Below are 24526 nucleotides of genomic sequence, written 5' to 3'. Positions count from 1 at the left end.
ACCTCCGCGGGGAAGCCTCGCGTCGCCGCGGAGGACGACGCGCGCGCGGACCGTCGGCTGTGGACGGGGAGCGGCCGGTGCGACCTGGGGGCAGGGTCCGTGCCTCGGGACGCCTCGTGGCGTCCCGGGACGGCGAGGAAGCTAGAGGGCGAGCTCGGCCTTCGCGAGCTCCTCCACGTTGACGTCCTTGAACGTCACGACGCGCACCGACTTCACGAACCGCGCGGAGCGGTAGACGTCCCAGACCCAGGCGTCGGCCAGTCGGAGCTCGAAGTAGACCTCGCCGGCGGCGGACCGCACCTGCAGGTCCACCTGGTTGGCGAGGTAGAACCGTCGTTCCGTCTCCACGACGTACGAGAACAGTCCCACCACGTCGCGGTACTCGCGGTACAGCGCGAGCTCCATCTCGGTCTCGTAGTTCTCGAGGTCTTCGGCGCTCACGGGGCCATCCTCCCATCGGGTGCCACATCGGCGAGGCCGACGTCGAGCGTGCCCACCGTCGTGCCCGGCAGCACGTCGCCCGCGCCGTCGTCGGCCAGCGCCCGCAGGTTCCACGACCGGCGGTGCTGCGGCGTCGGGCCGAGCCGCCGCAGCGCGTCCAGGTGGGCGGGCGCCGAGTAGCCCTTGTTCTGGTCCCACGCGTACGCCGGGTACTGGCGCGCCAGGCGCACGAGCAGCCCGTCGCGCTCCACCTTGGCGAGCACGCTCGCGGCCGCGACCGAGGAGCACTGCAGGTCCGCCTTGACGAGGGTGCGCACCCCCGGCTCGGGCGCCTCGGGCCCGAGCGGGTCGAGGGCCGCGGCCTCGAACAGGTCGACGTCGCCCCGGCTCAGCCAGTCGTGCGAACCGTCGAGGAGCACCACGTCCACGTCGCCGCACGTCCGGCGGACCTGGGCCAGCGCCCGCCGCCCGGCGAGCCGCAGCGCGGCCACGATGCCGTGGGCGTCGATCTCCGCCGGCCCCGCGTGCCCGACGGCCCACGCGACACCCCAGCGCTGCAGCTGCGGCACCATCGCGACCCGTGCCGCCGGGGTGAGCAGCTTCGAGTCGGTCAGTCCCTGGGGCGCCGTCCGCGTCGCCGCGTCCACGACGACGACCCCCACGCTCACGGGCCCGGCGAGGGAGCCGCGCCCGACCTCGTCCATGCCCGCGACCAGCCGCGCGCCGCCCGTGAGCAGCGCGCGCTCCTGGCGCAGGGTCGGGCTCCGGCGCTGCTTGGCGCCGCCGCTGGCCGTGCGGCGGCGGGGCGGCGTGGGCCGGCGCACCGTCTCCGGACCGGACGTCGCCCGGACGGGCTGGACGGCGTCCTCCTCGACGCCCGGCTCGACGAGCGACGTCACGGCTCCGGGACCTTCGCGAAGACGTCGCCCGGGTTGCGCAGGAGCTTCGCGTCACCCAGCGGCCACACGGTGGCGAACGCCGACCCGACGACGTTCTCCAACGGCACGAACCCGCCGCCGGGCTTGCCCGTGTTGTAGCGGGAGTCCTGCGAGTTCTGCCGGTTGTCCCCCATGACGAACAGCATGTCGTCGGGCACCACCGTGTCGAACGGGTCCTGGCTCGGCACCGAGCCCGGCTTGATGTACGACTCCTCGTCGATCGGCTCCCCGTTGACGCTCACGCGACCCTGGTCGTCGCAGCACGTCACGTGGTCCCCGGGCGTCCCGACGACCCGCTTGATCAGGTGGTCGCCCGTCTCCTGCGGCAGCAGCCCCACGAACGTCAGCACGTTCGTCACCGCCTGCCCCACCGGGGTCCGCTCGGGCGGCTCGTACGGCGGCAACCAGCCACCCGGGTCCTTGAACACCACGATGTCGCCCCGGTTCACGTCGAACACGTCCGGCACCATGCGCGAGACCATCACCCGGTCCCCGATCTCCAACGTGTCCTCCATCGAGCCGCTGGGGATGAAGAACGCCTGCACCAGGAACGTCTTGATCAGCCACGACAGCACCAGCGCGCTGACCACGATGATCGCGGTCTCGCGCAGGACCCCGAGCCCACGGCTCGGGGCGCCGCCCTCGGCGGTCGCGGGGCGTCCCGCCCCGACCACGGCGTCGATGCCCTCGACCCCGTCGCCGGAGCCGCTGCCCGCGGGGTCGTGGGGACGGGGCTCGCGCGCGCTGGGCCGGTCGGTCACGGGATCGGAGTCTGCCACGGACTCACTCTTTCACTCGTCACCGTCCACGGCGAAACCCGCGGCGGGGCCCCCAAGACGCCCCGGAGGACGCCCGTGCGCGCGCGACGTCCCCGGCTCGGAGACGACGGACGGGCGGCCCTGCCATCGGCAGGACCGCCCGTCCGGGGTTCGCGTCAAGGCGTCGCGACGCGGTGCGTCACGACGCACGGCCTCACTTCGAGGTCGGCGCCGTCTCGCGCTTCTCGCGGATCTTCGCCTTCTTGCCGCGCAGGTTGCGCAGGTAGTACAGCTTCGCCCGGCGGACGACGCCGCGGGAGACGACCTCGATCGAGTCGATGGTCGGGGCGTGCAGGGGGAACGTGCGCTCCACGCCGACGCCGAAGCTGATCTTGCGGACGGTGAACGTCTCGCGGACGCCGCCGCCCTGGCGCGCGATGACGATGCCCTGGAACGCCTGGACGCGCGAGCGGTTGCCCTCGACGACCTTGACGTTGACCTTGACGGTGTCGCCGGCGCGGAAGTCCGGGACGTCGGAGCGCAGCGAGGCTGCGTCGACGGAGTCGAGCGTGTGCATGATGTTCTCCCCGCTCTGCCACAGGTCAGGAGCAAGATCGTGGCGCGCCCGCGGGCGCGCGATGTCTGACGTATCGGTGGGTGCGTCGGCTCCTCGACCGGCGGGCTGACCAGCAGCCCGTCATGACCTCCCCTGTGGCAGAGGCCGGGTCGGCGAACACACCAGCGCCCTATTCTGCCATACGTCCCGGCACGGCTCCCGGCCCGGGCCCCGCCGCGGGGCGGAGGTGTCCGTCACGCACGTCCCAGCCCAGGCCGGACAGGACGGCCAGGTCGGCCTTGTCGAGCGCCGTCGGGTCGAGCGCGGCCACCATGTCGGGCCGCCGCGCGGCCGTCCGCTCCAGCGCCCGGTCGCGGCGCCAGCGCTCGATCCGGGCGTGGTGGCCGGACAGGAGCACCTCGGGCACCTCGAGCTCCTCCCACTCCGGCGGCTTCGTGTACACCGGGTACTCCAGCAGCCCGGCCGCGCCGTGCGACTCCTCGACCAGCGAGTGCGGGTTCCCCACGACACCCGGCAGCAGCCGGCCGAACGCCTCGATCATCACGAGCGCGGCCACCTCCCCGCCGTTGAGCACGTAGTCGCCGATGGACAGCTCGCTGACCCGGTGGCCGGCGGCGCGGGTGCGTTCGGCGACGCGCGCGTCGATGCCCTCGTACCGCCCGCACGCGAAGACCACGTGCTCCTCGGTCGCGAGCGCCTCCGCGTGCCGCTGCGTGAAGACGTCGCCCGACGGCGTGGGCACCACCAGGTGCCCGCCGCCGTCCGCCGGCAGGACGTCGTCGAGCGCGCGGCCCCAGACGTCCGGACGCATGACCATGCCCGCTCCCCCGCCGAACGGGGTGTCGTCGACCGTGCGGTGCCGGTCGGTGGTCCAGTCCCGCAGGTCGTGCACCCGCAGGTCGAGCAGCCCCGCCCTGCGCGCCTTGCCGACCAGCGAGAGGTCGAGCGCGGCCAGGTAGTCGGGGAAGATCGAGACGACGTCGACGCGCACGTCAGGCCTCGCCCTGCTCGGTCTCGCCGTCCGCCCGGTCGACGACGACCGCGTCGGCGTCCCGGGCGAGCAGCCCGCCGGGGGGCGTCAGGACCACGCGGCCGCCCGCGACGTCGACCACCGGCACGATGGCGTGCACGAACGGCACGAGCGTGCGCTCGCCGCCGGCCTCCCGCACGACGAGCGCGTCGTGCGCGGGCAGGTGCTCGAGACCGGTCACCTCGCCGACCACGGTCCCGTCCTCGAGCTCGGCGCGCAGCCCCTGGAGCTCGTGCGGGTACCAGGCGTCGTCCTCGTCGGAGACGTCGGCCTCGACGACCAGCTCGACGCCCCGCAGCGCCTCGGCCGCGGTGCGGTCCGCCACCTCGGCGAAGGACACGAGCCAGCGGCCCTGGTGCACCCGCGCGGCCGTCACCGTCAGGGGTCCGGCATCGGCCGGCTCCGTCGCGAGGGTGAGCCCCACCGCGAGCCGCTCCTCGGGGTTGTCCGTGCGCAGGTCGAGCCCGACCTCGCCACGGAGCCCGTGCGCCCGCCCGACGCGCGCCACCACCAGCTGCATGACCACTCCTGTCTCGATCTGTTCTCGTCGGCCCGGTGACCACCGGTCCCAGCATGCCTCGCGGCAGACGACGAGGCCCGGCCCCACCGTGCAGTGGGACCGGGCCTCGTCAGAGCTACGGCAGCGGGTGCGGCACGCGTCAGCGCCGGTCGACGTCGACGACGTCGACCCGCACGGGGCCGTCCGTCGCGAGCGCGCCGACCACCGTGCGCAGCGCCTTCGCCGTCCGTCCGCCCCGGCCGATCACGCGGCCGAGGTCGTCGGGGTGCACCCGCACCTCGAGCAGGTCGCCCCGGCGCTGCGTCCGCGAAGCCACCCGGACGTCGTCCGGGTTGTCCACGATGCCGCGCACCAGGTGCTCGAGGGCCTCGGCGAGCATCAGGCCTCGGCCTCAGCCTCGGTGGCCTCGGCCGCCGGCTCGTCGGCCTTCTTCTCGGCGGCCTTCGCCTTGGCCTTCTCGGCCTCGGCGGCGACGGCCTCGACCGCGGCGGCGCTGTCGGCCTTCACGGTCTTGGTCTTGAGGGTGCCCTCGGCGCCCGGAAGACCCTTGAACTTCTGCCAGTCACCGGTGATCTTGAGCAGCGCGGCGACCTGCTCGGTCGGCTGCGCGCCGACGCCGAGCCAGTACTGCGCGCGCTCGGACTTGATCTCGATGAACGACGGCTCCTCGGTCGGGTGGTACTTCCCGATCTCCTCGATGACACGACCGTCGCGCTTGGAGCGCGAGTCGGCCACGACGACGCGGTAGTACGGGGCCCGGATCTTGCCGAGGCGCTTCAGACGAATCTTGACGGCCACTGTGGTGGTGTCTCCTGGTTCTGGTGGGGCGACCTCACGCGCCGCCGGGTGGGGTCCTGGCGGTGTCCGGAGGTCTGGACGCGACCTGCGCAGGAGAGAGGGGCCTGGGCACGCCGAGTACCCGGACATTGTGCCAGACCCGGCACGCCCGCTCCAACCTCGGTGACGCACCTCTCGCCCGCCCGCCGTGGCGGGTCAGCCCCGCACGACCTGCCCGCGCAGCACGACGGCGGTCGGGTGGCGGAGCACCTCGATGTCCTCGCGCGGGTCGGCGGGGTACACCACCAGGTCGGCGCTGGACCCCTCGACGAGCGCGCCGAAGCCCAACAGCTCGCGCGCCCGCCAGGTCGCCATCGCGACGACGTCCGCGGCCGGGATGCCGGCCGCGACCAGCTCGGCGCACTCGTCCACGACGCGCCCGTGCCCGAGCGTGCCGCCGGCGTCCGTCCCGACGAGCAGGGGCACGCCCGCCTCGTGCAGCGCACGCACGTGCTCGTACCGGCGGGCGTGCATGCGCCGCATCCGCGCCGCGTACTCGGGGTACTTCCCCTCCGCCTGCCGGGCGATCTCCTCGAAGCGGGCCACCTGGAGCAGCGTGGGGGTCACGGGGATGCGCCGCGCCGCGACCTCGTCCACGAGCGGGCCCACGACGCCGGTGCCGTGCTCGATGCCGTCCACGCCCGCGGCGAGCAGGTCGGGCACGACCTCCTCGGAGAAGGCGTGCACCGTGACGCGCGCGGCCTCCGCGTGCGCGGCGGCGACCGCCTCGATGAGCACGTCCCGGGGCCACAGCGGGCCCAGGTCGCCCGCCTCGCGGTCGATCCAGTCCCCGACCAGCTTGACCCAGCCGTCCGCGCCGCGCGCCTGGGCGCGCACCGCGTCGGGGAGCGCTCCCACGTCGTCGAGCTCGAGCCCGAAGTGCCGCAGGTAGCGCTTGGGGCGGGCCAGGTGCCGGCCGGCGCGCACGAGCCGCGGCAGGTCGGGGCGCTCCTGGACCCAGGACGTGTCCACGGGCGAGCCGGCGTCCCGCACGAGCAGGACGCCGGAGTCCCGGTCGGCGACCGCCTGGGCCTCCGCCGTCTCGTGGTCGACCGCGCCGTCCGGGCCGAGGCCCACGTGGCAGTGCACGTCCACCAGGCCGGGCAGCACCCAGCCCTCGAGCTCGCGGGTGGCGCTGCCCTGCGGCGACGGCCGGGTGAGGCTCACGCGCCCGTCGCGCACCCACATCTCGCCGACGTCGCGATCGTGGCCGAGCAGGACGTGGCCGGTGACGTGCAGCGGGACGTGCGGGGCAGACATGGTCGAAGGTTACCGAGTCGGGAGGCCGAGCCGTGGACGCCGGTCCGTACGCCTCAGCGCCCGCCGAGCAGCTTGTCGAGGCCGTCCGGCAGCTGGAGCTTCGAGAGGTCCTGCTCGGCGGGCTCGTCGCCGCCCATGCCGAACGCGGAGCCCGGCGAGGACGGCTTCGCGGCGGGACCGCCGAGCGCGCGCTGCATGGCCTCGCGCTCCTGCTGCGCCCGCTTCGCGGGGTTTCCCGACTTGCCCTTGACCTTCTTCGCCGGCGCCTGCTTGCCGCGCGCCTTCTTGCCGCCGCCGGGCATGCCCGGCATCCCGGGGACGCCGCCGGGCATGCCCGGCAGCCCGCCACCCTTGCTCATCTGGCGCATCATCTTCTGCGCCTGACCGAACCGCTCGAGCAGCTGGTTGACGGCCGTCGTCGTCTGGCCGGAGCCACGGGCGATGCGCGCGCGCCGCGAGCCGTTGATGAGCTTGGGGTTGTCGCGCTCGGCGGGCGTCATCGACTGGATGAGCGCCTGGACGCGGTCGACCTCGCGCTCGTCGAAGTTCTCGAGCTGCTCGCGCATCTGCCCCATGCCCGGCATCATCCCGAGCATCTTCTTCATCGAGCCGAGCTTCTTCATCTGCTGCATCTGCACCAGGAAGTCGGACAGGGTGAAGTCCTCGCCCTTCTCCACCTTGGCCGCCATCTTGGCGGCCTCCTCGGCGTCGAAGGCCTTCTCGGCCTGCTCGATGAGGGTGAGCACGTCACCCATGTCGAGGATGCGCGACGCCATGCGGTCGGGGTGGAAGACCTCGAAGTCGGTGAGCTTCTCACCGGTCGAGGCGAACATGATGGGGCGGCCCGTCACCGTCGCCACCGAGAGGGCGGCACCGCCGCGCGCGTCGCCGTCGAGCTTGGACAGGACGACGCCGGTGAAGTCGACCCCCTCCTCGAAGGCCTTCGCCGTCGCGACGGCGTCCTGGCCGATCATCGCGTCGATGACGAACAGGACCTCGTCGGGCTGCACGGCGTCGCGGATGTCCGAGGCCTGCTGCATGAGCACCTGGTCGACGCCCAGGCGGCCGGCGGTGTCGACGATGACGACGTCGTGCTGCTTGACCTTCGCCTCGGCGACACCGTCGCGGGCCACGCCCACCGGGTCGCCGATGACGACGTCCGTCTCGGCGCCCTGGTTGCCCGGGTGCGGTGCGTAGACCGGCACCCCGGCCCGCTCCGCGACGACGGAGAGCTGGGTCACCGCGTTCGGACGCTGCAGGTCGGCGGCGACCAGCAGCGGGGTGTGGCCCTGCTCCCTGAGCGCCAGCGCCAGCTTCCCGGCGAGGGTGGTCTTACCGGCACCCTGGAGACCCGCGAGCATGATGACCGTCGGCGGCGTCTTGGCGAACCGGAGCGGCCGGGTCTGGCCGCCGAGGATCGCCACGAGCTCGTCGTTGACGATCTTCACGACCTGCTGCGCCGGGTTCAGCGCGCCCGACACCTCGGCCGACAGGGAGCGCTCGCGCACGGCGGCGGTGAACTCGCGCACGACGGGCACGGCGACGTCGGCGTCGAGGAGCGCCCGGCGGATCTCGCGCACGGTCGCGTCGATGTCCGCCTCGGAGAGCCGGCCCCGCCCGCGCAGGTTCTTGAACGTCGCGGTGAGCCGGTCCGACAGGGAGTTGAACACCAGGCAGGTCCTCACAGAGATTCGGTCGTTGCAGCCACCTACCCTACCGGTCTGCTACCGGTCACCGGCGAGTTCCCGGCGCGCCCGCCCGGTGAGGTCGTCCACCAGGCTCGCGCGCCAGGCCGTCCACCCCGCCGGGCCCAGCGACGACGAGTCCGCCTCCGTCACGACGCGCACGACCTCCAGCAGGTCCCCGCGGTGCTCGAGCGCGTCGAGGAGCTCCGCCACCGTGGCGGGGTCCTCCAGGTCGGCGGTCGTCGCCAGCCGCGCGAGGGTGAGGTGGTGCCGCACGACGATCCCGACGTCGCGCGCCACGGCGTCGCCGAACCCCGTCCGGCGCACGATGCCGGGGGCGATGCGCGCCCCCTCCACGGAGTGGTCGGGCTCGACGGCGCCCCGCCGCTTGCCGATGTCGTGCAGGAGGGCGCCCAGCAGGAGCACCTCGGTCGGCGCCGGCGGGACGCCCCCGTCGGCGGCGACCTGGCGGCGCAGCTTGGCGGCGCGTGCCGCGGTCTCCACCAGGTGCCGGTCCACCGTGTGCCGGTGGATCGCCGCCCGTTGGGGGCGGTTGCGCACCCCGGCCCACTCGGGGACCCAGGTCGTGACCACGCCCGCCAGGTCGAGCGCCTCCCAGACCGGCACCTGCGCCGGGCCCGCGCCCAGCAGGGTGAGCAGCGAGGCCCGCGCGGCGGACGGCCACGGCTCGGGCGGGGGCGGCGACTCCGCCAGGGACTGGACGGTCACGGGCGAGAGCACGAGGCCGGTGCGCGCCGCGGTGGCTGCCGCGCGCAGGGGCAGCAGCGGGTCGTCGGCCGGCTGCGCGCCCACGGCCAGCACCAGCTCGCCGTCGTGCTCCACGAGGCCGTCGCCCACCGATCGCAGCCGCGGCGCGGACCGGCGACCCCGGACCATGACCGGCCGGCGGACCGCGGGCCGCTGCAGCGCCTGGCGTGCGCGGCGCACCGTGGAGTCCAGCGCGTAGGAGATCTCGCGCCCCGCCTCGGCGAGGCTGGCCAGCAGCTCGTCCGGGTCGTCGTGCCCGCAGCGGGCGGCCACCTCGTCCAGGTCGGCGAGCAGGAGCTTCGTGGACCGGCGGCGCGTCACGACGTGCACCGCGTCCCGCACGTCCAGCAGGTGCGCGTACGCCCGGTCGACCCTGCCGTGCGGACGGTCGGTGAGCCATGTGGCCGCGAGCGCCGACAGCAGGACGGCGTCACGGATGCCCCCGCGCGACTCCTTGAGGTCCGGCTCGATGAGGTACGCCAGCTCCCCCGCGCGCTCGGCCCGGTCGCGGGCGCTGTGCAGCAGCTCGGGCAGGCGGCGGCGCGACGCCGAGCGCCAGTCCGTGAGGATGGCGGACGCCGCGCGGTGCACGACGACGGCGTCCCCCGCCACGGGCCGCACGTCGAGCCAGCCGACGGCGGCCGGCAGGTCGGTGGAGGCGAGGCGGCGGGTCTGGCTCAGCGAGCGCACGGCGTGGTCGACGTCCACGCCGGAGTCCCACAGCGGGTACCACAGGGCGTCGGCGACACGGGCGAGCTCGTCGGGCTTGTGCGTGCGCCCGTCGTGCACGAGCACGAGGTCGAGGTCCGACAGCGGGCCGAGCTCGCCGCGGCCCAGGCTGCCGACGGCGGCGAGCGCGAGGCCCGACGGGTCGACGTCGGCCGTGGCCGCCTCGAACAGGGGGGTGAGCCGGTCGGTGACGAGCTGCTGCAGGGCCGTGCGGCGCGCCACGCCCGACCGGCCGGGGCCGGTCAGGCCGTCGGCGGTGGCGAGCAGGTCCGCGCGCAGCGGGCCCACCGCGGCGCCGGCGCCGTCGTCGACGCGCGAGCCCCGCACCCCGGCGTCCGGGGTGCGGGGCTCGGTCGCGCCCGGCTGGTCGTCCGGGAGCACGGTCAGAGGGCCGCGTCGCCGTGCTCGCCGGTGCGCACGCGCACCACGTCGTCGAGCGTCGTGGTCCACACCTTGCCGTCCCCGATCCGGCCGGTCTGGGCGGCCTTGACGACGACGTCCACGACGGTGGGCGCGTCCTCGTCCGCGACGAGGACCTCCACGCGGACCTTCGGCACCAGGTCGACCGTGTACTCGGCGCCCCGGTACACCTCGGTGTGCCCCTTCTGGCGGCCGTAGCCGCTGGCCTCGCTGACCGTCATGCCGCGGATGCCCGCGGCCTCGAGGGCGGACTTCACGTCGTCCAGGCGGTGGGGCTGGACGACTCCGGTGACGAGCTTCATGCGCGGATCTCCCTCTTGATCTGGCCGCTGGCGGAACCCTGCGGGACGGTCTCGTAGGCGGACTCGCTGTGCACCGCGAGGTCGATGCCCCCGACCTCGGCCTCCTCCGAGACCCGCCAGCCCATGACCGCCTTGAGCGCGATCGCGATGAGGTACGTGATGATGCCGGAGAAGACGATCGCGACGACGGCGATGATCGCCTGGACGGCGAGCTGGTTCAGGCCGCCGCCGTAGAACAGCCCCGTCTCGGTGGCGAGGAAGCCGATCGAGACCGTGCCCCAGAGTCCGGAGACGAGGTGCACGCCCACGACGTCGAGCGAGTCGTCGTAGCCCAGCTTGTACTTGAGGCCCACCGCGAAGGCGGAGAGCACGCCCGCGATCGCACCGACCGCGATCGAGCCCACGGGGCTGACGGAGCCGGCGGCCGGGGTGATCGCGACGAGGCCCGCCACGACGCCCGACGCCGCGCCGAGCGACGTCGCCGAGCCGTCGCGCAGCCGCTCCACCAGGAGCCAGCCGAGCACCGCGGCCGCGGTCGCGACCGTCGTGTTGACCCACGCGAGACCCGCGAAGCCGTCGGCCGTGAAGGCGGAACCGCCGTTGAAGCCGAACCAGCCGAACCACAGGAGGGCGGCGCCCAGCATGACGAGCGGGAGGCTGTGCGGGCGCATCGGCTCGGAGCCGAAGCCCTTGCGCTTGCCCACCACCAGGGCGAGGACCAGCGCGGCCACACCGGCGTTGATGTGCACCACGGTGCCGCCGGCGAAGTCGATCGGCGTCGCGATGGACGCGAACGGCCCGTCGCCGGACAGCAGGCCGCCGCCCCAGACCATGTGCGCCATCGGGAAGTAGCAGAGGGTCACCCACACGGCCACGAAGACCATCCAGGTGCCGAACTTGGCGCGGTCCGCGATCGCGCCGGAGATCAGCGCGACGGTGATGATGGCGAACGTGGCCTGGAAGCCGACGCCCACGATGCCCGGGACGCCGAAGTCGTCGATCACGAACTCACCGGCGGCGTCGTAGATCGCGCCCGACAGCCCGAACTGGTCGAACGGGTTGCCGACGATCCCGCCGAGGTCGGCACCGTAGGACATCGACCAGCCCCACAGCACGTAGACGACGCCGACGACGGCGATCGCGCCGAACGACATCATCATCATGTTCAGCACGGACTTGCCGCGCACCATCCCGCCGTAGAAGAGCGCGAGTCCAGGGGTCATCAGGAGCACGAGAGATGCCGACATCAGCATCCACGCGGTTGCTCCGGTGTCCAGCTCCATGAGTTGTTCCTCCCTCACCAGCCGGGCGGCCGGGTCGGGCACTACCGTGGTCGGGCGGGGTTTCGCCTGGACTCTCCTGGTGTTTCGCGGGTGTGACAAGGCCTCGCCACGCGTCAACTTTGCGTTAACGGGGCCCCATGAGCCGCGTCGGCGGGCGGAGCCGTCGCCCCGGTCAGCCGATCCCGCTCAGCCGAGCAGGCCGTCGACGAACTGCTCGGGGTCGAACGGCGCCAGGTCGTCCGGCCCCTCCCCCAGGCCCACGAGCTTGACCGGCACGCCGAGCTCGCGCTGCACGGCCACGACGATGCCGCCGCGGGCGGTGCCGTCGAGCTTGGTGAGCACGATGCCGGTCACGCCCGCGACCTCGCCGAACACGCGCGCCTGGTTGAGGCCGTTCTGCCCGGTGGTGGCGTCGAGCACGAGCAGCACCTCGGCGAGCGGCGCCTCCCGCGTGATGACGCGGGTGATCTTGCCGAGCTCGTCCATGAGGCCCGCCTTGTTCTGCAGGCGGCCGGCGGTGTCGACGAGGACGACGTCCGTGCCCTCGGTCTTGCCGCGCCGCACCGCGTCGAACGCGACGGCGGCCGGGTCGGCGCCGTCCCGGTCCGAACGGACGGTCTCCACGCCCACGCGGGCGCCCCACGTCTGCAGCTGGTCGGCCGCCGCCGCGCGGAACGTGTCGGCCGCGCCGAGCACCACCGACCGGTCCTCCGCGACGAGCACGCGGGCGAGCTTGCCGACGGTCGTCGTCTTGCCGGTGCCGTTGACGCCCACGACGAGCACGACGGCGGGCAGCCGCGTGCCGTCCTCGCCGACCGGACCGGTGGTGGCGACCTCACGGTCCAGCGCCGGGTCGACGACCTTGAGCAGCTCCTCGCGCAGCAGGTCGCGCACGGCCTTCGGGTCGCGCACGCCGAGCACGCGCACGCGGGTGCGCAGGGCCTCGAGGAGCTCCTCCGCCGGGCCGGCGCCGATGTCGGCCAGCAGCAGCGTCTCCTCGAGCTCGTCCCAGTCGTCCTCGGTGAGGTGGTCGCGCGACAGGACGCTGAGCAGCCGCGCACCGAGCGGCGACCCGGACCGGGCGAGCCGGTCGCGCAGGCGCACCAGGCGGCCGGCCACCGGCTCCGGCGTCTCGAGCGCGGGGGCCGCCGGCTCCGCCACCTCGGGCTCCGCGGCGGCCGCCTCGGGGGCGGGTCCGGCGGCGGGCCGTCCCGGCGCGGGCGCGACCGTCGTCGTGCCCTCGTCGCGCCGGTCGACCTGCTCGTCGAGGCGACGGCGGCGCGACCGCGGGACGAGCAGGGCGGCGCCGCCGCCGACCACGACGACGACGCCAAGAAGGATCCAGAGCCAGAGCAGATCAGTCACGCGCACAGTCTCCCAGAAGCGCACGACCGCGCCGCGCGACCCGGGTCGCCGCCGGGTTCACCGCCGGACCCACGGGCGGGGGGTCACTCCGGCTTGCGGACCGTCCCCACGTGCCACGAGCTGCGGGCCTGCAGGCGTGCCCGGTGCAGCGCGTCGGTGAGCTCCTCCGGGTCGACGTAGCCCGGTGCGTCCTCGATCGTCGCGGCGAAGAACTCGTCCATCCCGGTCTCGACCGGGGCAGGGGGCGCGACGCGCTTGCGCCGCAGCCCGGACCGGAAGTCGCGCAGGAAGCGACCGAGGCCGGGTGCCTCGTCGTCCTGACCCCCACGACGCTCCATGACGTTGGCCACGAGGAACACCACCGCGGCGAGAACGAGGGACCCGAGGACCCAGAGGACGAACGTGAGCATGGCGCTATTCTCCCCGCGCATCGACGGTCTCGCGCATCCGCTGGGAGATGACGGTCGTCACACCGTCGCCGCGCATCGTCACGCCGTACAGCGCGTCCGCGACCTCCATCGTGCGCTTCTGGTGGGTGATGACGATGAGCTGGGAGTCCTCCTGCAGCTCGCGGAAGATCTCCAGCAGGCGGCCCAGGTTCACGTCGTCGAGCGCCGCCTCGACCTCGTCCATCACGTAGAACGGGCTGGGGCGCGCCTTGAAGATCGACACGAGGAACGCGACCGCGGTCAGCGACCGCTCCCCTCCGGACAGCAGCGACAGCCGCTTGACCTTCTTGCCCGCCGGGCGCGCCTCGACCTCGATGCCCGTGGTGAGCAGGTCACCCGGGTCGGTGAGCACCAGGCGCCCCTCGCCGCCCGGGAAGAGCCGGCCGAAGACCCGCTCGAACTGCTCCGCGGTGTCGCGGAACGCCTCCGCGAAGACCTGCTGCACCCGCTCGTCGATCTCCTCGACGATGTGCAGCAGGTCCTGGCGCGACTTCTTGAGGTCCGCGAGCTGCTCCGTGAGGAACTGGTGCCGCTCCTCCAGCGCCGCGAACTCCTCCAGGGCCAGCGGGTTGACCGCGCCGATGCGGGCGAGCGCACGCTCCGCCGTCGCGAGCCGCTTCTCCTGCTCCGCCCGCACGTAGGGCACGGGCTCCGGGTCCGGGTCCTCCTCGGCGGCGTCGGCGGGGCGCGCCACGGGCACGTCGTGGTGGGGGCCGAGCTCCTCGACCAGGACGTCGGGGTCGCTGCCGAGCTCGTCCACCGCCCGGGCCCGCAGCTGCTCGAGCCGCGCCACCTGCTGGGCGCGCGCCACCTCGTCGCGGTGCGCGACGTCGGTGAGGTCGCGCAGCTCGCCCGCGAGCCGGTCGGCGTCGACGCGGACCGCCTCGAGCTCCTGCTGCCGTGCGGCGCGCTCCTCGTCGGCGGCGGCGCGCTCGGCCTGGGCGCGCTCGATCGAACGGGCGAGCACGGTGAGGGCCGTGCCCGCGTCGTCGCGCACGCCGGCCGCCGTCCGTGCCTCGGCCGCGCGCTGCACCGCGCGTCGCTCCGCCTTCTCGCGGGCGGCCCGCTCCTGCGCCGCGGCCCGCGCGAGGCCCTGCGCACGGCCGGCGACGGCGCGCGCCCGCTCCTCGCCGGTGCGCAGCTCGAGGCGCGCCTCCGTCTCGGCGGCGCGCGCCTCGGTGGCGGCCGCCTGCGTCGTCTCGCGGGCCGCCTGCGCCTCGGCGACCTGCTCCTGGGTCTGCGCCGGCTCGGCCTCCGCGACCTCCAGGCGACGGGCCAGCTCGGCCAGCTCCGCCTCGTCGGCCTCCCGGCGCTCCGCCGCCTGTGCCAGCGTCGCGCGGTGCCGCTCCGCCTCCGCGAGCGCGGACCGGTGCGCCGAGCCCAGCGTGCCGAGCTGCTCCGCGACGGCGGCGAGCGCCGCGTCCGACTCGTGCAGCCGCGCCAGGGTGTCGTCGTGGGCGGCCTGCGCCGCTTCGAGCCGTTCGCGCGTCCCGACCAGCTCGAAGCGACACCGCTCGGCACGGGCCGCCGCGTCGTCGAGCCCCTCCTTGGCCTCGTCCAGCGCGGACGTCAGGTGCAGCACGCTCGGCGCGGCCGCGGAGCCGCCCCAGGCCCGCGTGGCGCCCAGCAGGTCGCCCGCCCGCGTCACGGCGACGACGGCGGGCGCCGCCTGGACCAGGGCGCGCGCCTGGGCCAGGTCGTCCACGACGACCACGTCGCGCAGCAGCGTGCGCAACGGCGCGGCCGCGGGCCCCGCCACGGTGACGACGTCGGCCGCGCGGCGTGCGCCGTCGGGCAGGTCGGCGGGGACGGCGGTCGGCCCCGACGGGCCGTCGTCCGCGCCGCCCACGACGAGCCCGGCGCGGCCGGCGTCGTCGTCGCGCAGGCGGCGCAGCGCGTCGACCGCCGCGCCGAGGTCGCGCACGGCCACGGCGTCCGCGACCGGGCCGAGCGCGGCCGTCACCGCGTCCTCGTAGCCGGGCTCGACGCCGAGCAGCGCGGCGACCGAGCCGAGCACGCCGGGCGCGGCGTCCGCGAGCAGGGCCCCCGCGCCGTCCTTGCGGTCCAGGCTGAGCTCGAGGGCCTCGACGCGCGCGCTCCAGGTGGCGCGGTCGCGCTCGGCCTCGGCCGCGCGGGCCTCGAGGTCTCCCACCGCCTCCTGCGCCTCGGCCAGCGCCGTCGTCGCCTCCTCGTGCCGGGCGTCGAGGTCCTCCTCGCCCTCCTCGGCACCCACGACCTGCACCTCGAGCGCGCCGAACTCGCGCGCCGCCGCCTCGGCCCGGCGCTCCGCCTCGGCCACGACCTCGCGCACGCGCTCCAGCTCGGCGTCGCCGGCCTCGACGCGGCTGCGGCGCGCGGCCACCTGCCCCGAGAGCCGGGCGAGGCCCTCGCGGCGGTCGGCCGCGCCGCGGTGCAGGGTCGCGAGCTCGCGCTCCGCGGCGTCCGCGGCCTTCTCGGCGTCGGTGCGGGCGGCGACGGCGGAGTCGAGCGCGGCGCGCGCGAGCTCGACCTCGCGGGTCAGCTCCGCCTCCGTGGCGCGCGCGCGCTCGGCCTGGGCCTCCAGGTCGGCCGGGTCCTGCCCCCGGTGCTCCGGCTCGGCGGCACCCAGCAGCCGCACCCGCTCGTCGGCGAGCGTGGCGAGGCCCCGCAGCCGCTCGCGCAGCGCGCTCAGCGCGTGGAACGCGTCGGCCGCGCGACCGGCGTCCGCGACCGCGGCGGACGCCGCGACCTCGAGCCGCGCCAGGTGCTCCCGCGCCCGCTCCAGGCCCTGCTCCGTCTCCTGCTGCCGCTCGCGCAGCGCCGCCTCGTCGGCCCGCTCCTGGGCCATCTGGGCGGTGAGCTGGGCCAGGTCGTCCGCGAGCAGGCGGGCCTTCGCGTCGCGCAGGTCGGCCTGGACGGTGCGGGCCCTGCGCGCCGCCTCCGCCTGCCGTCCGAGCGGCCCGAGCTGACGGCGCAGCTCCGCGGTGAGGTCCGTGAGGCGGGCGAGGTTGCCCTGCATCGCCTCGAGCTTGCGCAGCGCCTTCTCCTTGCGCTTGCGGTGCTTGAGGACGCCGGCCGCCTCCTCGACGAAGCCGCGCCGGTCGTCGGGGGTGGCGCGCAGCACGGCGTCGAGCTGCCCCTGACCCACCACGACGTGCATCTCGCGGCCGATGCCGGAGTCGCTCAGCAGCTCCTGGATGTCGAGCAGCCGGCAGGAGCTGCCGTTGATCGCGTACTCCGACCCGCCGCTGCGGAACAGCGTGCGGGTGATCGTCACCTCGGTGTAGTCGATCGGCAGGGCGCCGTCGGTGTTGTCGATCGTGAGGGACACCTCGGCCCGGCCGAGCGGCGGACGGCCGGCGGTGCCGGCGAAGATGACGTCCTCCATCTTGCCGCCGCGCAGCGACTTGGCGCCCTGCTCCCCCATCACCCAGGAGAGCGCGTCGACCACGTTCGACTTGCCCGAGCCGTTCGGCCCGACGACGCACGTGATGCCCGGCTCGAGGCTCAGCGTCGTCGCCGAGGCGAACGACTTGAAGCCGCGGAGCGTGAGCGTCTTGAGGTGCACCCGGCGAGCCTAACCGCCGGATCCCGCCGATCCGCGGAACTACGCCGGTCCCGCCCGGAGACGTCCGGACACGCCGACGGCCGGGCCCGTGCGAGCCCGGCCGTGCGACGTCGTGCGTGAGTCGTGCGAGACGTGCGAGCGCTCAGAGGTTCGGGAACCAGAGGCCGATCTCGCGGGCCGCGGACTCGGGCGAGTCGGACCCGTGCACCAGGTTCTGCTGCACCTTGAGGCCCCAGTCACGACCGAGGTCGCCGCGGATGGTGCCGGGGGCCGCCTCGGTGGGGTTGGTCGCCCCCGCCAGCGAACGGAAGCCCGGGATGACGCCCTGGCCCTCGGCGACGACGGCGAGCGTCGGGCCCGAGAGCATGAAGTCCACGAGCGGCTGGTAGAACGGCTTGCCCTCGTGCTCGGCGTAGTGCGCGGCGAGGAGCTCGGTCGTGGCCTGCTTCAGCTCGACGGCGACGAGCGAGTAGCCCTTCGCCTCGATGCGCCGCAGCACCTCGCCGGACAGGCCGCGGCGCACGCCGTCGGGCTTGACGAGCACCAGGGTGCGCTCGATGGCGGGCTCGGCGGGCAGGGTGGTGTCTGCGACGTCGGTCATGGCGGAGAGCCTATCGGCGCCCGTGCCGTGCCCCGTACGCCCGACCGCCCGACGACCCCGGCGCGGCCGGTCAGAGGTTCGGCGCCGTCTCCGGGTGCTGCGCGTCGTACTCCGCGCGCTCGCGGTCGATGCGTCCGCCCAGGCGCATCGAGACGACCCACATCGCGACGAACACCACACCGACCACGAACATCATCGGCAGCAGCAGGCCCATCGCCAGCACGGGCACCTGCACGACCGTCCCCGCGTAGTACCCCAGCGGCGTCCCGACCATGCGGGACATCACCAGCAGCACCACGAACAGCACGCCGATCACGAGCCACAGGGCGAGCGGCGACTCGATCACCAGGGGGCCGCGCTCGTAGCCGGTGTTCCGCAGCCCGTAGAGGGCGACGCCGGCGAACAGCACCACGAACGCCTCCAGCTGCAGCATCATCGACGTGAACTGCACCTTGGCGGGCTTGCGGGGCTTGATGCGGTCCCCCGGGCGGGGACGGTCGTCCTTCTTGCTCACGACCCCACGATATCCGCGCGCTCGCGGGTGCCGGGACCGTCCTCGTCGGAGGTGACCTCGGACGCGCCGTCGGCGACCGGCAGCTCGTCGAGCGCCCCCGCCCTGGCCGGGTCGGCGACCGCCTCGCCGCGCGCCACCATGCCGGCGACGTCGGAGAGCTTGATCACGGGCAGGAAGAGGGCGAGCACCAGGCCCAGCACGATCAGGGGCAGCAGGTACCAGAACGACGGCGCCAGGGCGTCGGCGTAGGCGTCGATGACGCCGGTCTTCAGCGGCTCGGGCAGCTGCTGCACGAGGGCGGGGGTGAGGCTGGACTCCCCCGCACCGGCCGCGCCGCCCGGCACGCCGGCGAACACGCCCTGCAGGTTGTCGGTGAGCCGCGTGGTGAAGATCGTCGTGAACAGGGCCGTACCCGTGGCGGCGCCGATCTCGCGGAAGAAGTTGTTGGAGCTCGTGGCGGTGCCCAGCTCGTGCGGGTCCACGGCGTTCTGCACCGCGAGCACGACGGTCTGCATCACGAGGCCCATGCCGGCGCCGAGCGTGAAGATCATCGCGCCGAACGTCCACATGGACATGTCGCCCGACAGGGTCGTCAGCCACACCATCGCCAGCGCGACGACGATCAGCCCGACCACGGGGTACGCCTTGTACTTCCCCGTCTTGGAGATCGCGATGCCCGACACGATCGAGGTCAGCATCATGCCGGCCATCATCGGGAGCATCAGCCAGCCGGACTCGGTCACGCCGGCGCCGGTCGACATCTGCAGGAACGTCGGGATCATCGCCATCGCCGAGAACATGCCCATGCCGAGCACCAGGCCGATGAGCGTGGTGATCGTGAAGGTCCGGTTCTTGAACAGGCGCAGCGGGATCAGCGGCTCGGCGACGCGCGTCTCGGCCACGATGAACCCGGCCACGGCGGCCAGCGTCAGCACGACCAGCCCGGACAGGCGCCAGTCGGTCCAGTCGTAGCCGCTCGAGGAGAGCGACTCCCAGCTCGTGACGAGCACGATGCCGGTGGTGGCCACCGCCATCGTGACGATCCCGGCCCAGTCGACCGGACGGGAGGAGCGGTGGGAGGGCAGCTTGAGCGCGAACCACGCGATGACGAACGCGGCGACGCCGACGGGGAGGTTGATCCAGAACGTCCAGCGCCAGCCCGGGCCCTCGGTGAGCCACCCGCCGAGGAGCGGCCCGAGGACGGCGGAGATGCCGAACAGCGCACCGAGCGGGCCCATGTACTTGCCGCGCTCGGACGCCGGCACGATGTCGGCGATGATCGACTGCGACAGGATCATCAGGCCGCCGCCGCCGAGGCCCTGGACCCCGCGCCACAGGACGAGCTCGATCATGTTCTGCGAGAGCGCGGCGCCCACGGAGGCGAGGGTGAACAGCCCGATCGCGACGAGGAACGGCCAGCGCCGGCCCATGAGGTCGCCGAACTTGCCGTACAGGGGCATGCCGATGGCGACGGCCAGGATGTAGGCCGTGATGACCCACCCCTGGTGCTCGACACCGTTCAGCTCGCCGACGATCGTGGGCATCGCGGTGCCGACGATCGTCTGGTCGAGGGAGGACAGGAACATCGACGCCATCAGGGCGCCGAAGATCAGCCAGACGGTGCGCTGCGTCAGGACGACGAGCGGCTTGTCCGGCGCGGCGGGAGCGGCATGGCTCATGGAACACCTCGGATCGGCGGCGCACGGGGCGCCGGGGTAGTGACGGGGGCGGGGATGCTTCGGGTGACGACGTGCGCGGGTGCCGGCGGGCACCCGGGGGTCACGACGTGAGGATGGCGGCGAGCTGGCCGACGACGTGCGGCACGTGGTCGCCGACGTCGCCCTCGTGACCGGCGCGGGCCCAGTCGTCCATCGCTGCTCGCGTGACGACGAACACGACCATGGCGCACATCTCGGGGTCGGCGGGCAACGGGGCCGCCTCGTGCCGCCGCTCGAACAGGGCGACGACCTGGGTCTTGTGCCGCTCGAACCAGGCGAAGTGCCGGCCGAGCAGCCGTGGCTCCAGCTGCAGGATCTCCATCACCTGCTCGCCGTGGTGCTGCCCCGGGCCCGCGAAAGCCTCGAGCAGGGACCGGACGAGCACCTCGAGGTCGGCCACGAGGCGTCCGTGGGGCCCGCCGGCCGCGAACGCCTCGCGGATCTCGGCGCTCAGCTCGAACGAGCCCTGGCCGAGCACCGCGTCGTCCTTCGACTCGAAGTAGTTGAAGAACGTGCGGGGAGAGATCTGGGCCGCCTCGGCGATCTCCTCCACGGTCACGGCGTCCAGGCCGCGCTCGAGCACGAGGCGCTGGGCGGCGTCGACGATCGCGTCCGTGCGCGCGCGCTTCTTGCGCTCACGCAGTCCGAGGTCACCGGCGGGAGGAGTCACCGGACAATCATGCACCCGCTGCAATATTGCACCAAGTGCAATTTCCTGTGAGCGTGGTCACACCTCGCCGAAGCCGCCCTCGATCAGCCCGACGACGGTGGCCACCGCGTCGCGCGCGTCCGCCCCGTGCGCGGCCACCTCGACCTCGGTGCCGGCGGCCGTGCCCAGCGCCATGAGCTGCAGGACGCTCGTCGCGTCCACGCCCTGCAGGGTGACCGGCCCGCCGAACGCCGCCGCGGCGCGTGCCACCACCGCCGCCGGGCGGGCGTGCAGACCCAGCGGGTTGCGGATCACGACCCGCGCCGAGACCGTCTCGCCGCCCGCGTCCGAGGCCTCGGGGGTCGGGGCCGTCGGCGGGGCGACGGGCGGGGCGACGGGCGGGGCGACGGGCGGGGCGACGGGCGCGCCCGCCCCCTCGGCGGCGGCCAGCACCGCGTCCAGGTCGCCGCCCTGCTGCGCCGCGACCGCCGCGGCGACGGTGCCCTCGACGAACGGCGCGTCGGCGAGGCGCACCCGGTCCGCCAGGTCGGCGTCGAGCTCCAGCGCCGTCTCGACGGTCAGCACGGCGGAGCCCAGGTCCGCCAGGACGACGACGCCGTCGACGCGCGGCAGCGCGTGGCCCAGAGCGTCCTGCACGACCTCCAGCGACGTGCCCAGGCCGCCGTCGCCGTCCCCCGCCCCGCTCTCCAGGACGACGTCCGGCGCCATCTCGCGGGCCAGCTCGACCGCACCCTCGGCGAGCCGCGTCGAGTGGGAGACCAGCAGCAGCCCGACGCTCACTCCGCGACCGCCTCCGCCTCGCTCTCGCCCGCCGTGGAGTCGGGCGTGGAGTCGGGCGCGGAATCGGGCGTGGCGTCGAGCGCCGCGTCGAGCGCCGCGCGCAGCACCAGCGCCGTCGAGCGCGCGCCCGGGTCCTCGTGGCCGGCGCTCCGCTCCCCCAGGTAGGAGGCGCGCCCCTTGGTCGCGACGAGCGGGATCGTGCCGGTGGCCCCCGCGTCGGCCGCCTCCGCGGCGGCTCGGAGCACGTCGACAGGGTCCCGACCGGCGTCCGCGGCGGTGGTGGCCGCCTCGACCGCGGGGGCGAGGGCGTCGACCATCGTCTTCTCCCCGACCTGCGCCTTGCCGCGCGACGTCACGCCCTCGAGCGCGGCGTCGAGCAGCACCACGACGCCGGACCCGTCCACGCTGGGGCGGGCGGACCGCTTCGCCGCCCGCAGGAACGCCGTCCCGTACAGCGGCCCCGAGGCGCCGCCGACCTTCGACATCAGGGTCGTCGCGACGAGCATCAGCACGTCGCCCACCTCCGCGCGCTCCGGGGTGCCCGGCTCGTCCAGCTTCGCGACCACGGCCTGGAACCCGCGGTGCAGGTTCTCCCCGTGGTCGCCGTCCCCGATCTGCCGGTCGAGCTCCGTGAGCTCGTCCTTCGACCCCGCCACGACGTCGGCGGTGCGCCGCACCCAACGCTCCGCCCAAGCCACGTCGAGCCCCATGACCGCACGCCTCCTCGCCTCGGGGCGCCCCGCGGCGCCCGTCACCAGTGCAACGCCGCCGTACGCACCGGCGCGTCCCACAGCCCCCGCAGCTCGTCGTCCAGCCGCAGCAGCGTGATCGACGCGCCCTGCATCTCCAGCGACGTCACGTAGTTGCCCACGAGCGACCGGGAGACGGTGACACCGCGCTCCTCGAGCAGCCCGCGCGCTCGACCATAGACGACGTACAGCTCCGACAGCGGCGTGCCCCCCATCCCGTTGACGAACAGCAGCACGTCGTCGCCGCCGCCCAGCCGCAGGTCGTCGGCGACCGGGTCGAGCAGGCTGCGCGTGATCTCGGCGGCGCCGGCGAACGGGATGCGGTGGCGGCCGGGCTCGCCGTGGATGCCGATGCCGATCTCGACCTCGTCGTCGGGCAGGTCGAAGGACGGCTTCCCGACGTGCGGCACCGTGCAGGCCGTGAGCGCGACGCCCATGCTGCGCACGTTCGCCACGACGCGGCCGGCGATCTCGGTGACGGCGCCGAGGTCGTCGCCGCGGGCCGCGGCGGCGCCCGCGATCTTCTCCACGCAGACGGTGCCGGCGACGCCGCGGCGGCCCGCCGTGTACAGCGAGTCCTCGACGGCGACGTCGTCGTTGACGAGGATCGTCGCCACCTGCGACCCCTCCGCCTCGACGAGCTCCACGGCCGTCTCGAAGTTGAGCACGTCGCCCGTGTAGTTCTTCACGATCGCCACGACGCCGGCGCCCGAGTCCGCGCCCAGGATCGCCGGGACGATCTGGTCCGGCGTGGGCGAGGTGAACACCGCGCCCGGGACCGCCGCGTCGAGCATCCCGTCCCCGACGAACCCGGCGTGCAGCGGCTCGTGCCCCGAGCCTCCGCCGCTGACCAGCCCCACCTTGCCCGGGACGGGCCCGCCGGCCCGCGTCACGTACACGGGCTCGTCGTGCACCTCGACCAGGTCGGCGTGGGCGAGCCCGAATCCCGCGAGCGAGTCGGTCACCGCGTCCGCGGGGTCGTCGAGCAGCTTCTTCATGTCGTGCCTCCTCGCCTGGCACCGCCGTGCACCGTGGCGGCCTGTCCCCATCCAACACCCGGGCGGCACGCCACGCAGCACCCCCGGGGGGTGGCGGGCGGGTGATCGTGCGCGCGTCCCGGACGGGCGCGTCAGCCGCGGCCGAGCAGGATCCGGGCGTCCGCGACGGTGATGACCGAGCCGGTGACGAGCACGCCGCGGCCGGTGCCGACGCCCACCTGGTCGCCGCTCTCGGCGAGGTCGGCCGCCATCTGCAGCGCCTCGTCGAGGCGGGCGGCGGTGCGTACGCGGTCCTCGCCGAAGATCTCGTGGGCCACCTCGAGCAGGTCCTCGGGGTCGGCCGAGCGGGCCGACGAGTTCTTCGTGAGCACGAGCTCCGTGAGCGCCGGCTCGAGCGTCGCGAGCAGCCCTTCGACGTCCTTGTCCGCCATCACGGCGACGACGCCGACCAGGCGCGGCAGGTCGAACTCCTCGTCGAGCGCGTCGACGAGGGCCTGCGCCCCGTGCGGGTTGTGGGCCGCGTCCACCAGGACGGTCGGGCTCGAGCGCACCACCTCGAGGCGCCCGGGCACGACGACGTCGGCGAACGCCGTCTCGACCACGCCGCCGTCCAGGGCCCGGCCGCCGAGCAGCGCCTCGACCGCGGCGAGCGCGAGGAGCGCGTTGTGGGCCTGGTACGCGCCGTGCAGCGGCACCAGCACCTCGGTGTACAGGCCGGCGGGGGTACGCAGGTCGACGAGCTGCCCACCGACGGCCGGCCGACGGCCGGCGACCTCGAGCTCCACGCCCTCGCGCAGCAGGTGCGCCGACACCTCCGCCGCACGTTCGCGCAGGATCTCGTCGACGACGACCTCCTGCTCGGCGCTCACGACCGTGGCGCCCTCCTTGACGATGCCGGACTTCTCCGTGGCGATCTCCGCCAGCGTCGAGCCGAGCCAGCGCTCGTGGTCGATGCCCACCGGGGTGAGCACCGCGACCTCGCCGTCGACGACGTTGGTGGAGTCCCACCGGCCGCCCATGCCGACCTCGACGACCGCGACGTCGACCGGGGCGTCCGCGAAGGCCGCGACCGCCATGACGGTGAGCACCTCGAAGAAGCTCAGCCGCGGGCCGTCCGCCTCCTGCGACTCGCGGTCGACCACGCCGATGTAGGGCGCGACGTCCTCCCAGACCTCGACGAAGCGGGCGGCGCTCAGCGGCTCGCCGTCCACCTGGATGCGCTCGGTGACGCTCGTGAGGTGGGGCGACGTGAACAGGCCGGTGCGCAGGCCGTGCTCGCGCACGAGCCGCTCGGTCATGCGCGCCGTCGACGACTTGCCGTTGGTGCCGGTGAGGTGGATCGCGCGGAACGCGTGCTGCGGGTCGCCCAGCAGCTCGAGCACGCGCCGCACGCGGTCGAGCGTCGGGTCGATGTCGTGCTCCGGCGCCCGCGACATGATCTCCGCGTACACCTCGCGCAGCGACTCCTGCGCCACGGCGTCCTCCGCCGCCGCGCGGGCGGCCTGGCGCTCGGCGGCACGGGCCTTGCGCACGGCGGACGAGGGCTTGTTCTCAGCGTCGGGGGTCACCCCCGAAGGATAGGCGCTG

24 protein-coding genes are annotated in these 24526 nt (G+C 74.5%); all 24 read right to left on the bottom strand.

All coding sequences use genetic code 11. The features are described 5' to 3' along the window. Positions 1-141 precede the first annotated feature (141 nt). The gene (locus ACFQ80_RS08470) at positions 142-441 is read right to left on the bottom strand and encodes a DUF2469 domain-containing protein (RefSeq protein WP_013838354.1); all 300 of its coding nucleotides are present in this window, start codon (positions 439-441) and stop codon (positions 142-144) included. Next, a complete protein-coding gene (locus tag ACFQ80_RS08465; RefSeq protein WP_430549949.1) occupies positions 438-1265 on the bottom strand; it encodes a ribonuclease HII in 828 nt (275 codons plus the stop codon). Before ACFQ80_RS08465 ends, ACFQ80_RS08470 begins: the two co-directional genes overlap by 4 nt. A gap of 71 nt (positions 1266-1336) precedes the next feature. Further along, entirely contained in the window at positions 1337-2158 is an 822-nt protein-coding gene (lepB, locus tag ACFQ80_RS08460) for a signal peptidase I (protein WP_430563327.1), read from the bottom strand. Positions 2159-2351: 193 nt separating this feature from the next. Continuing rightward, positions 2352-2714 carry a 50S ribosomal protein L19 gene (rplS, locus tag ACFQ80_RS08455; RefSeq protein ID WP_429762293.1) on the bottom strand — a complete coding sequence of 121 codons (363 nt, stop codon included), beginning with the start codon at positions 2712-2714 and terminating at the stop codon, positions 2352-2354. Positions 2715-2883: 169 nt separating this feature from the next. Further along, the gene (gene trmD / locus ACFQ80_RS08450) at positions 2884-3705 is read right to left on the bottom strand and encodes a tRNA (guanosine(37)-N1)-methyltransferase TrmD (protein WP_430563326.1); all 822 of its coding nucleotides are present in this window, start codon (positions 3703-3705) and stop codon (positions 2884-2886) included. Between the two features lies 1 nt (position 3706). After that, positions 3707-4264, bottom strand: coding sequence for a ribosome maturation factor RimM (gene rimM, locus ACFQ80_RS08445; RefSeq protein ID WP_430563325.1), 558 nt, complete (start codon positions 4262-4264; stop codon positions 3707-3709). Positions 4265-4403: 139 nt separating this feature from the next. Beyond that, a complete protein-coding gene (locus ACFQ80_RS08440; RefSeq protein ID WP_429728397.1) occupies positions 4404-4643 on the bottom strand; it encodes an RNA-binding protein in 240 nt (79 codons plus the stop codon). Beyond that, positions 4643-5062, bottom strand: a complete 420-nt coding sequence (gene rpsP / locus ACFQ80_RS08435; RefSeq protein ID WP_430563324.1) for a 30S ribosomal protein S16 — start codon at positions 5060-5062, stop codon at positions 4643-4645. The genes ACFQ80_RS08440 and rpsP overlap by 1 nt, the downstream gene beginning before the upstream one ends. Positions 5063-5257: 195 nt before the next feature. Next, a complete protein-coding gene (locus ACFQ80_RS08430) occupies positions 5258-6361 on the bottom strand; it encodes an amidohydrolase family protein (protein ID WP_430549882.1) in 1104 nt (367 codons plus the stop codon). 53 nt (positions 6362-6414) lie between these two features. Further along, positions 6415-8031 (bottom strand): signal recognition particle protein, encoded by a 1617-nt coding sequence (ffh, locus tag ACFQ80_RS08425; RefSeq protein ID WP_430563323.1) that lies wholly within the window; start codon positions 8029-8031, stop codon positions 6415-6417. Positions 8032-8085: 54 nt separating this feature from the next. Further along, positions 8086-9924: an HD domain-containing protein gene (locus ACFQ80_RS08420; protein ID WP_430563322.1), complete on the bottom strand. Its 1839-nt coding sequence runs from the start codon at positions 9922-9924 to the stop codon at positions 8086-8088. Positions 9925-9926: 2 nt separating this feature from the next. After that, positions 9927-10265: a P-II family nitrogen regulator gene (locus tag ACFQ80_RS08415; protein ID WP_430549879.1), complete on the bottom strand. Its 339-nt coding sequence runs from the start codon at positions 10263-10265 to the stop codon at positions 9927-9929. Continuing rightward, a complete protein-coding gene (locus ACFQ80_RS08410; RefSeq protein WP_430549878.1) occupies positions 10262-11548 on the bottom strand; it encodes an ammonium transporter in 1287 nt (428 codons plus the stop codon). Before ACFQ80_RS08410 ends, ACFQ80_RS08415 begins: the two co-directional genes overlap by 4 nt. 186 nt (positions 11549-11734) lie before the next feature. Beyond that, positions 11735-12913, bottom strand: a complete 1179-nt coding sequence (gene ftsY, locus ACFQ80_RS08405; RefSeq protein WP_430563321.1) for a signal recognition particle-docking protein FtsY — start codon at positions 12911-12913, stop codon at positions 11735-11737. Between the two features lie 83 nt (positions 12914-12996). Beyond that, positions 12997-13323 carry a hypothetical protein gene (locus tag ACFQ80_RS08400; RefSeq protein WP_430549876.1) on the bottom strand — a complete coding sequence of 109 codons (327 nt, stop codon included), beginning with the start codon at positions 13321-13323 and terminating at the stop codon, positions 12997-12999. A gap of 4 nt (positions 13324-13327) precedes the next feature. Next, a complete protein-coding gene (gene smc / locus ACFQ80_RS08395; protein WP_430549875.1) occupies positions 13328-16909 on the bottom strand; it encodes a chromosome segregation protein SMC in 3582 nt (1193 codons plus the stop codon). A gap of 142 nt (positions 16910-17051) precedes the next feature. Continuing rightward, positions 17052-17510: a nucleoside-diphosphate kinase gene (gene ndk, locus ACFQ80_RS08390; protein ID WP_430563320.1), complete on the bottom strand. Its 459-nt coding sequence runs from the start codon at positions 17508-17510 to the stop codon at positions 17052-17054. Positions 17511-17580: 70 nt separating this feature from the next. Continuing rightward, positions 17581-18024: a DUF4233 domain-containing protein gene (locus ACFQ80_RS08385; RefSeq protein ID WP_430549873.1), complete on the bottom strand. Its 444-nt coding sequence runs from the start codon at positions 18022-18024 to the stop codon at positions 17581-17583. Then, complete coding sequence (locus tag ACFQ80_RS08380) at positions 18021-19703, bottom strand: MDR family MFS transporter (protein WP_430563319.1); 1683 nt, start codon at positions 19701-19703, stop codon at positions 18021-18023. The genes ACFQ80_RS08385 and ACFQ80_RS08380 overlap by 4 nt, the downstream gene beginning before the upstream one ends. 100 nt (positions 19704-19803) lie before the next feature. Continuing rightward, positions 19804-20412: a TetR/AcrR family transcriptional regulator gene (locus tag ACFQ80_RS08375; protein ID WP_430549871.1), complete on the bottom strand. Its 609-nt coding sequence runs from the start codon at positions 20410-20412 to the stop codon at positions 19804-19806. A gap of 57 nt (positions 20413-20469) precedes the next feature. Continuing rightward, positions 20470-21192 carry a dihydroxyacetone kinase phosphoryl donor subunit DhaM gene (gene dhaM / locus ACFQ80_RS08370; protein WP_430563318.1) on the bottom strand — a complete coding sequence of 241 codons (723 nt, stop codon included), beginning with the start codon at positions 21190-21192 and terminating at the stop codon, positions 20470-20472. Further along, positions 21189-21902 carry a dihydroxyacetone kinase subunit DhaL gene (gene dhaL / locus ACFQ80_RS08365; RefSeq protein ID WP_430563317.1) on the bottom strand — a complete coding sequence of 238 codons (714 nt, stop codon included), beginning with the start codon at positions 21900-21902 and terminating at the stop codon, positions 21189-21191. Before dhaL ends, dhaM begins: the two co-directional genes overlap by 4 nt. Before the next feature lie 41 nt (positions 21903-21943). After that, positions 21944-22939, bottom strand: a complete 996-nt coding sequence (gene dhaK / locus ACFQ80_RS08360; RefSeq protein WP_430549868.1) for a dihydroxyacetone kinase subunit DhaK — start codon at positions 22937-22939, stop codon at positions 21944-21946. A gap of 131 nt (positions 22940-23070) precedes the next feature. Beyond that, positions 23071-24507 (bottom strand): bifunctional folylpolyglutamate synthase/dihydrofolate synthase, encoded by a 1437-nt coding sequence (locus ACFQ80_RS08355; protein ID WP_430549867.1) that lies wholly within the window; start codon positions 24505-24507, stop codon positions 23071-23073. Positions 24508-24526 lie beyond the last annotated feature (19 nt).

This window comes from Isoptericola sp. NPDC056578 (assembly GCF_042793275.1).
Classification (GTDB): Bacteria; Actinomycetota; Actinomycetes; order Actinomycetales; family Cellulomonadaceae; genus Isoptericola.
Note: the sequence above shows the minus strand (reverse complement) of the source record. Positions and strands in the feature narration are given on the sequence as shown.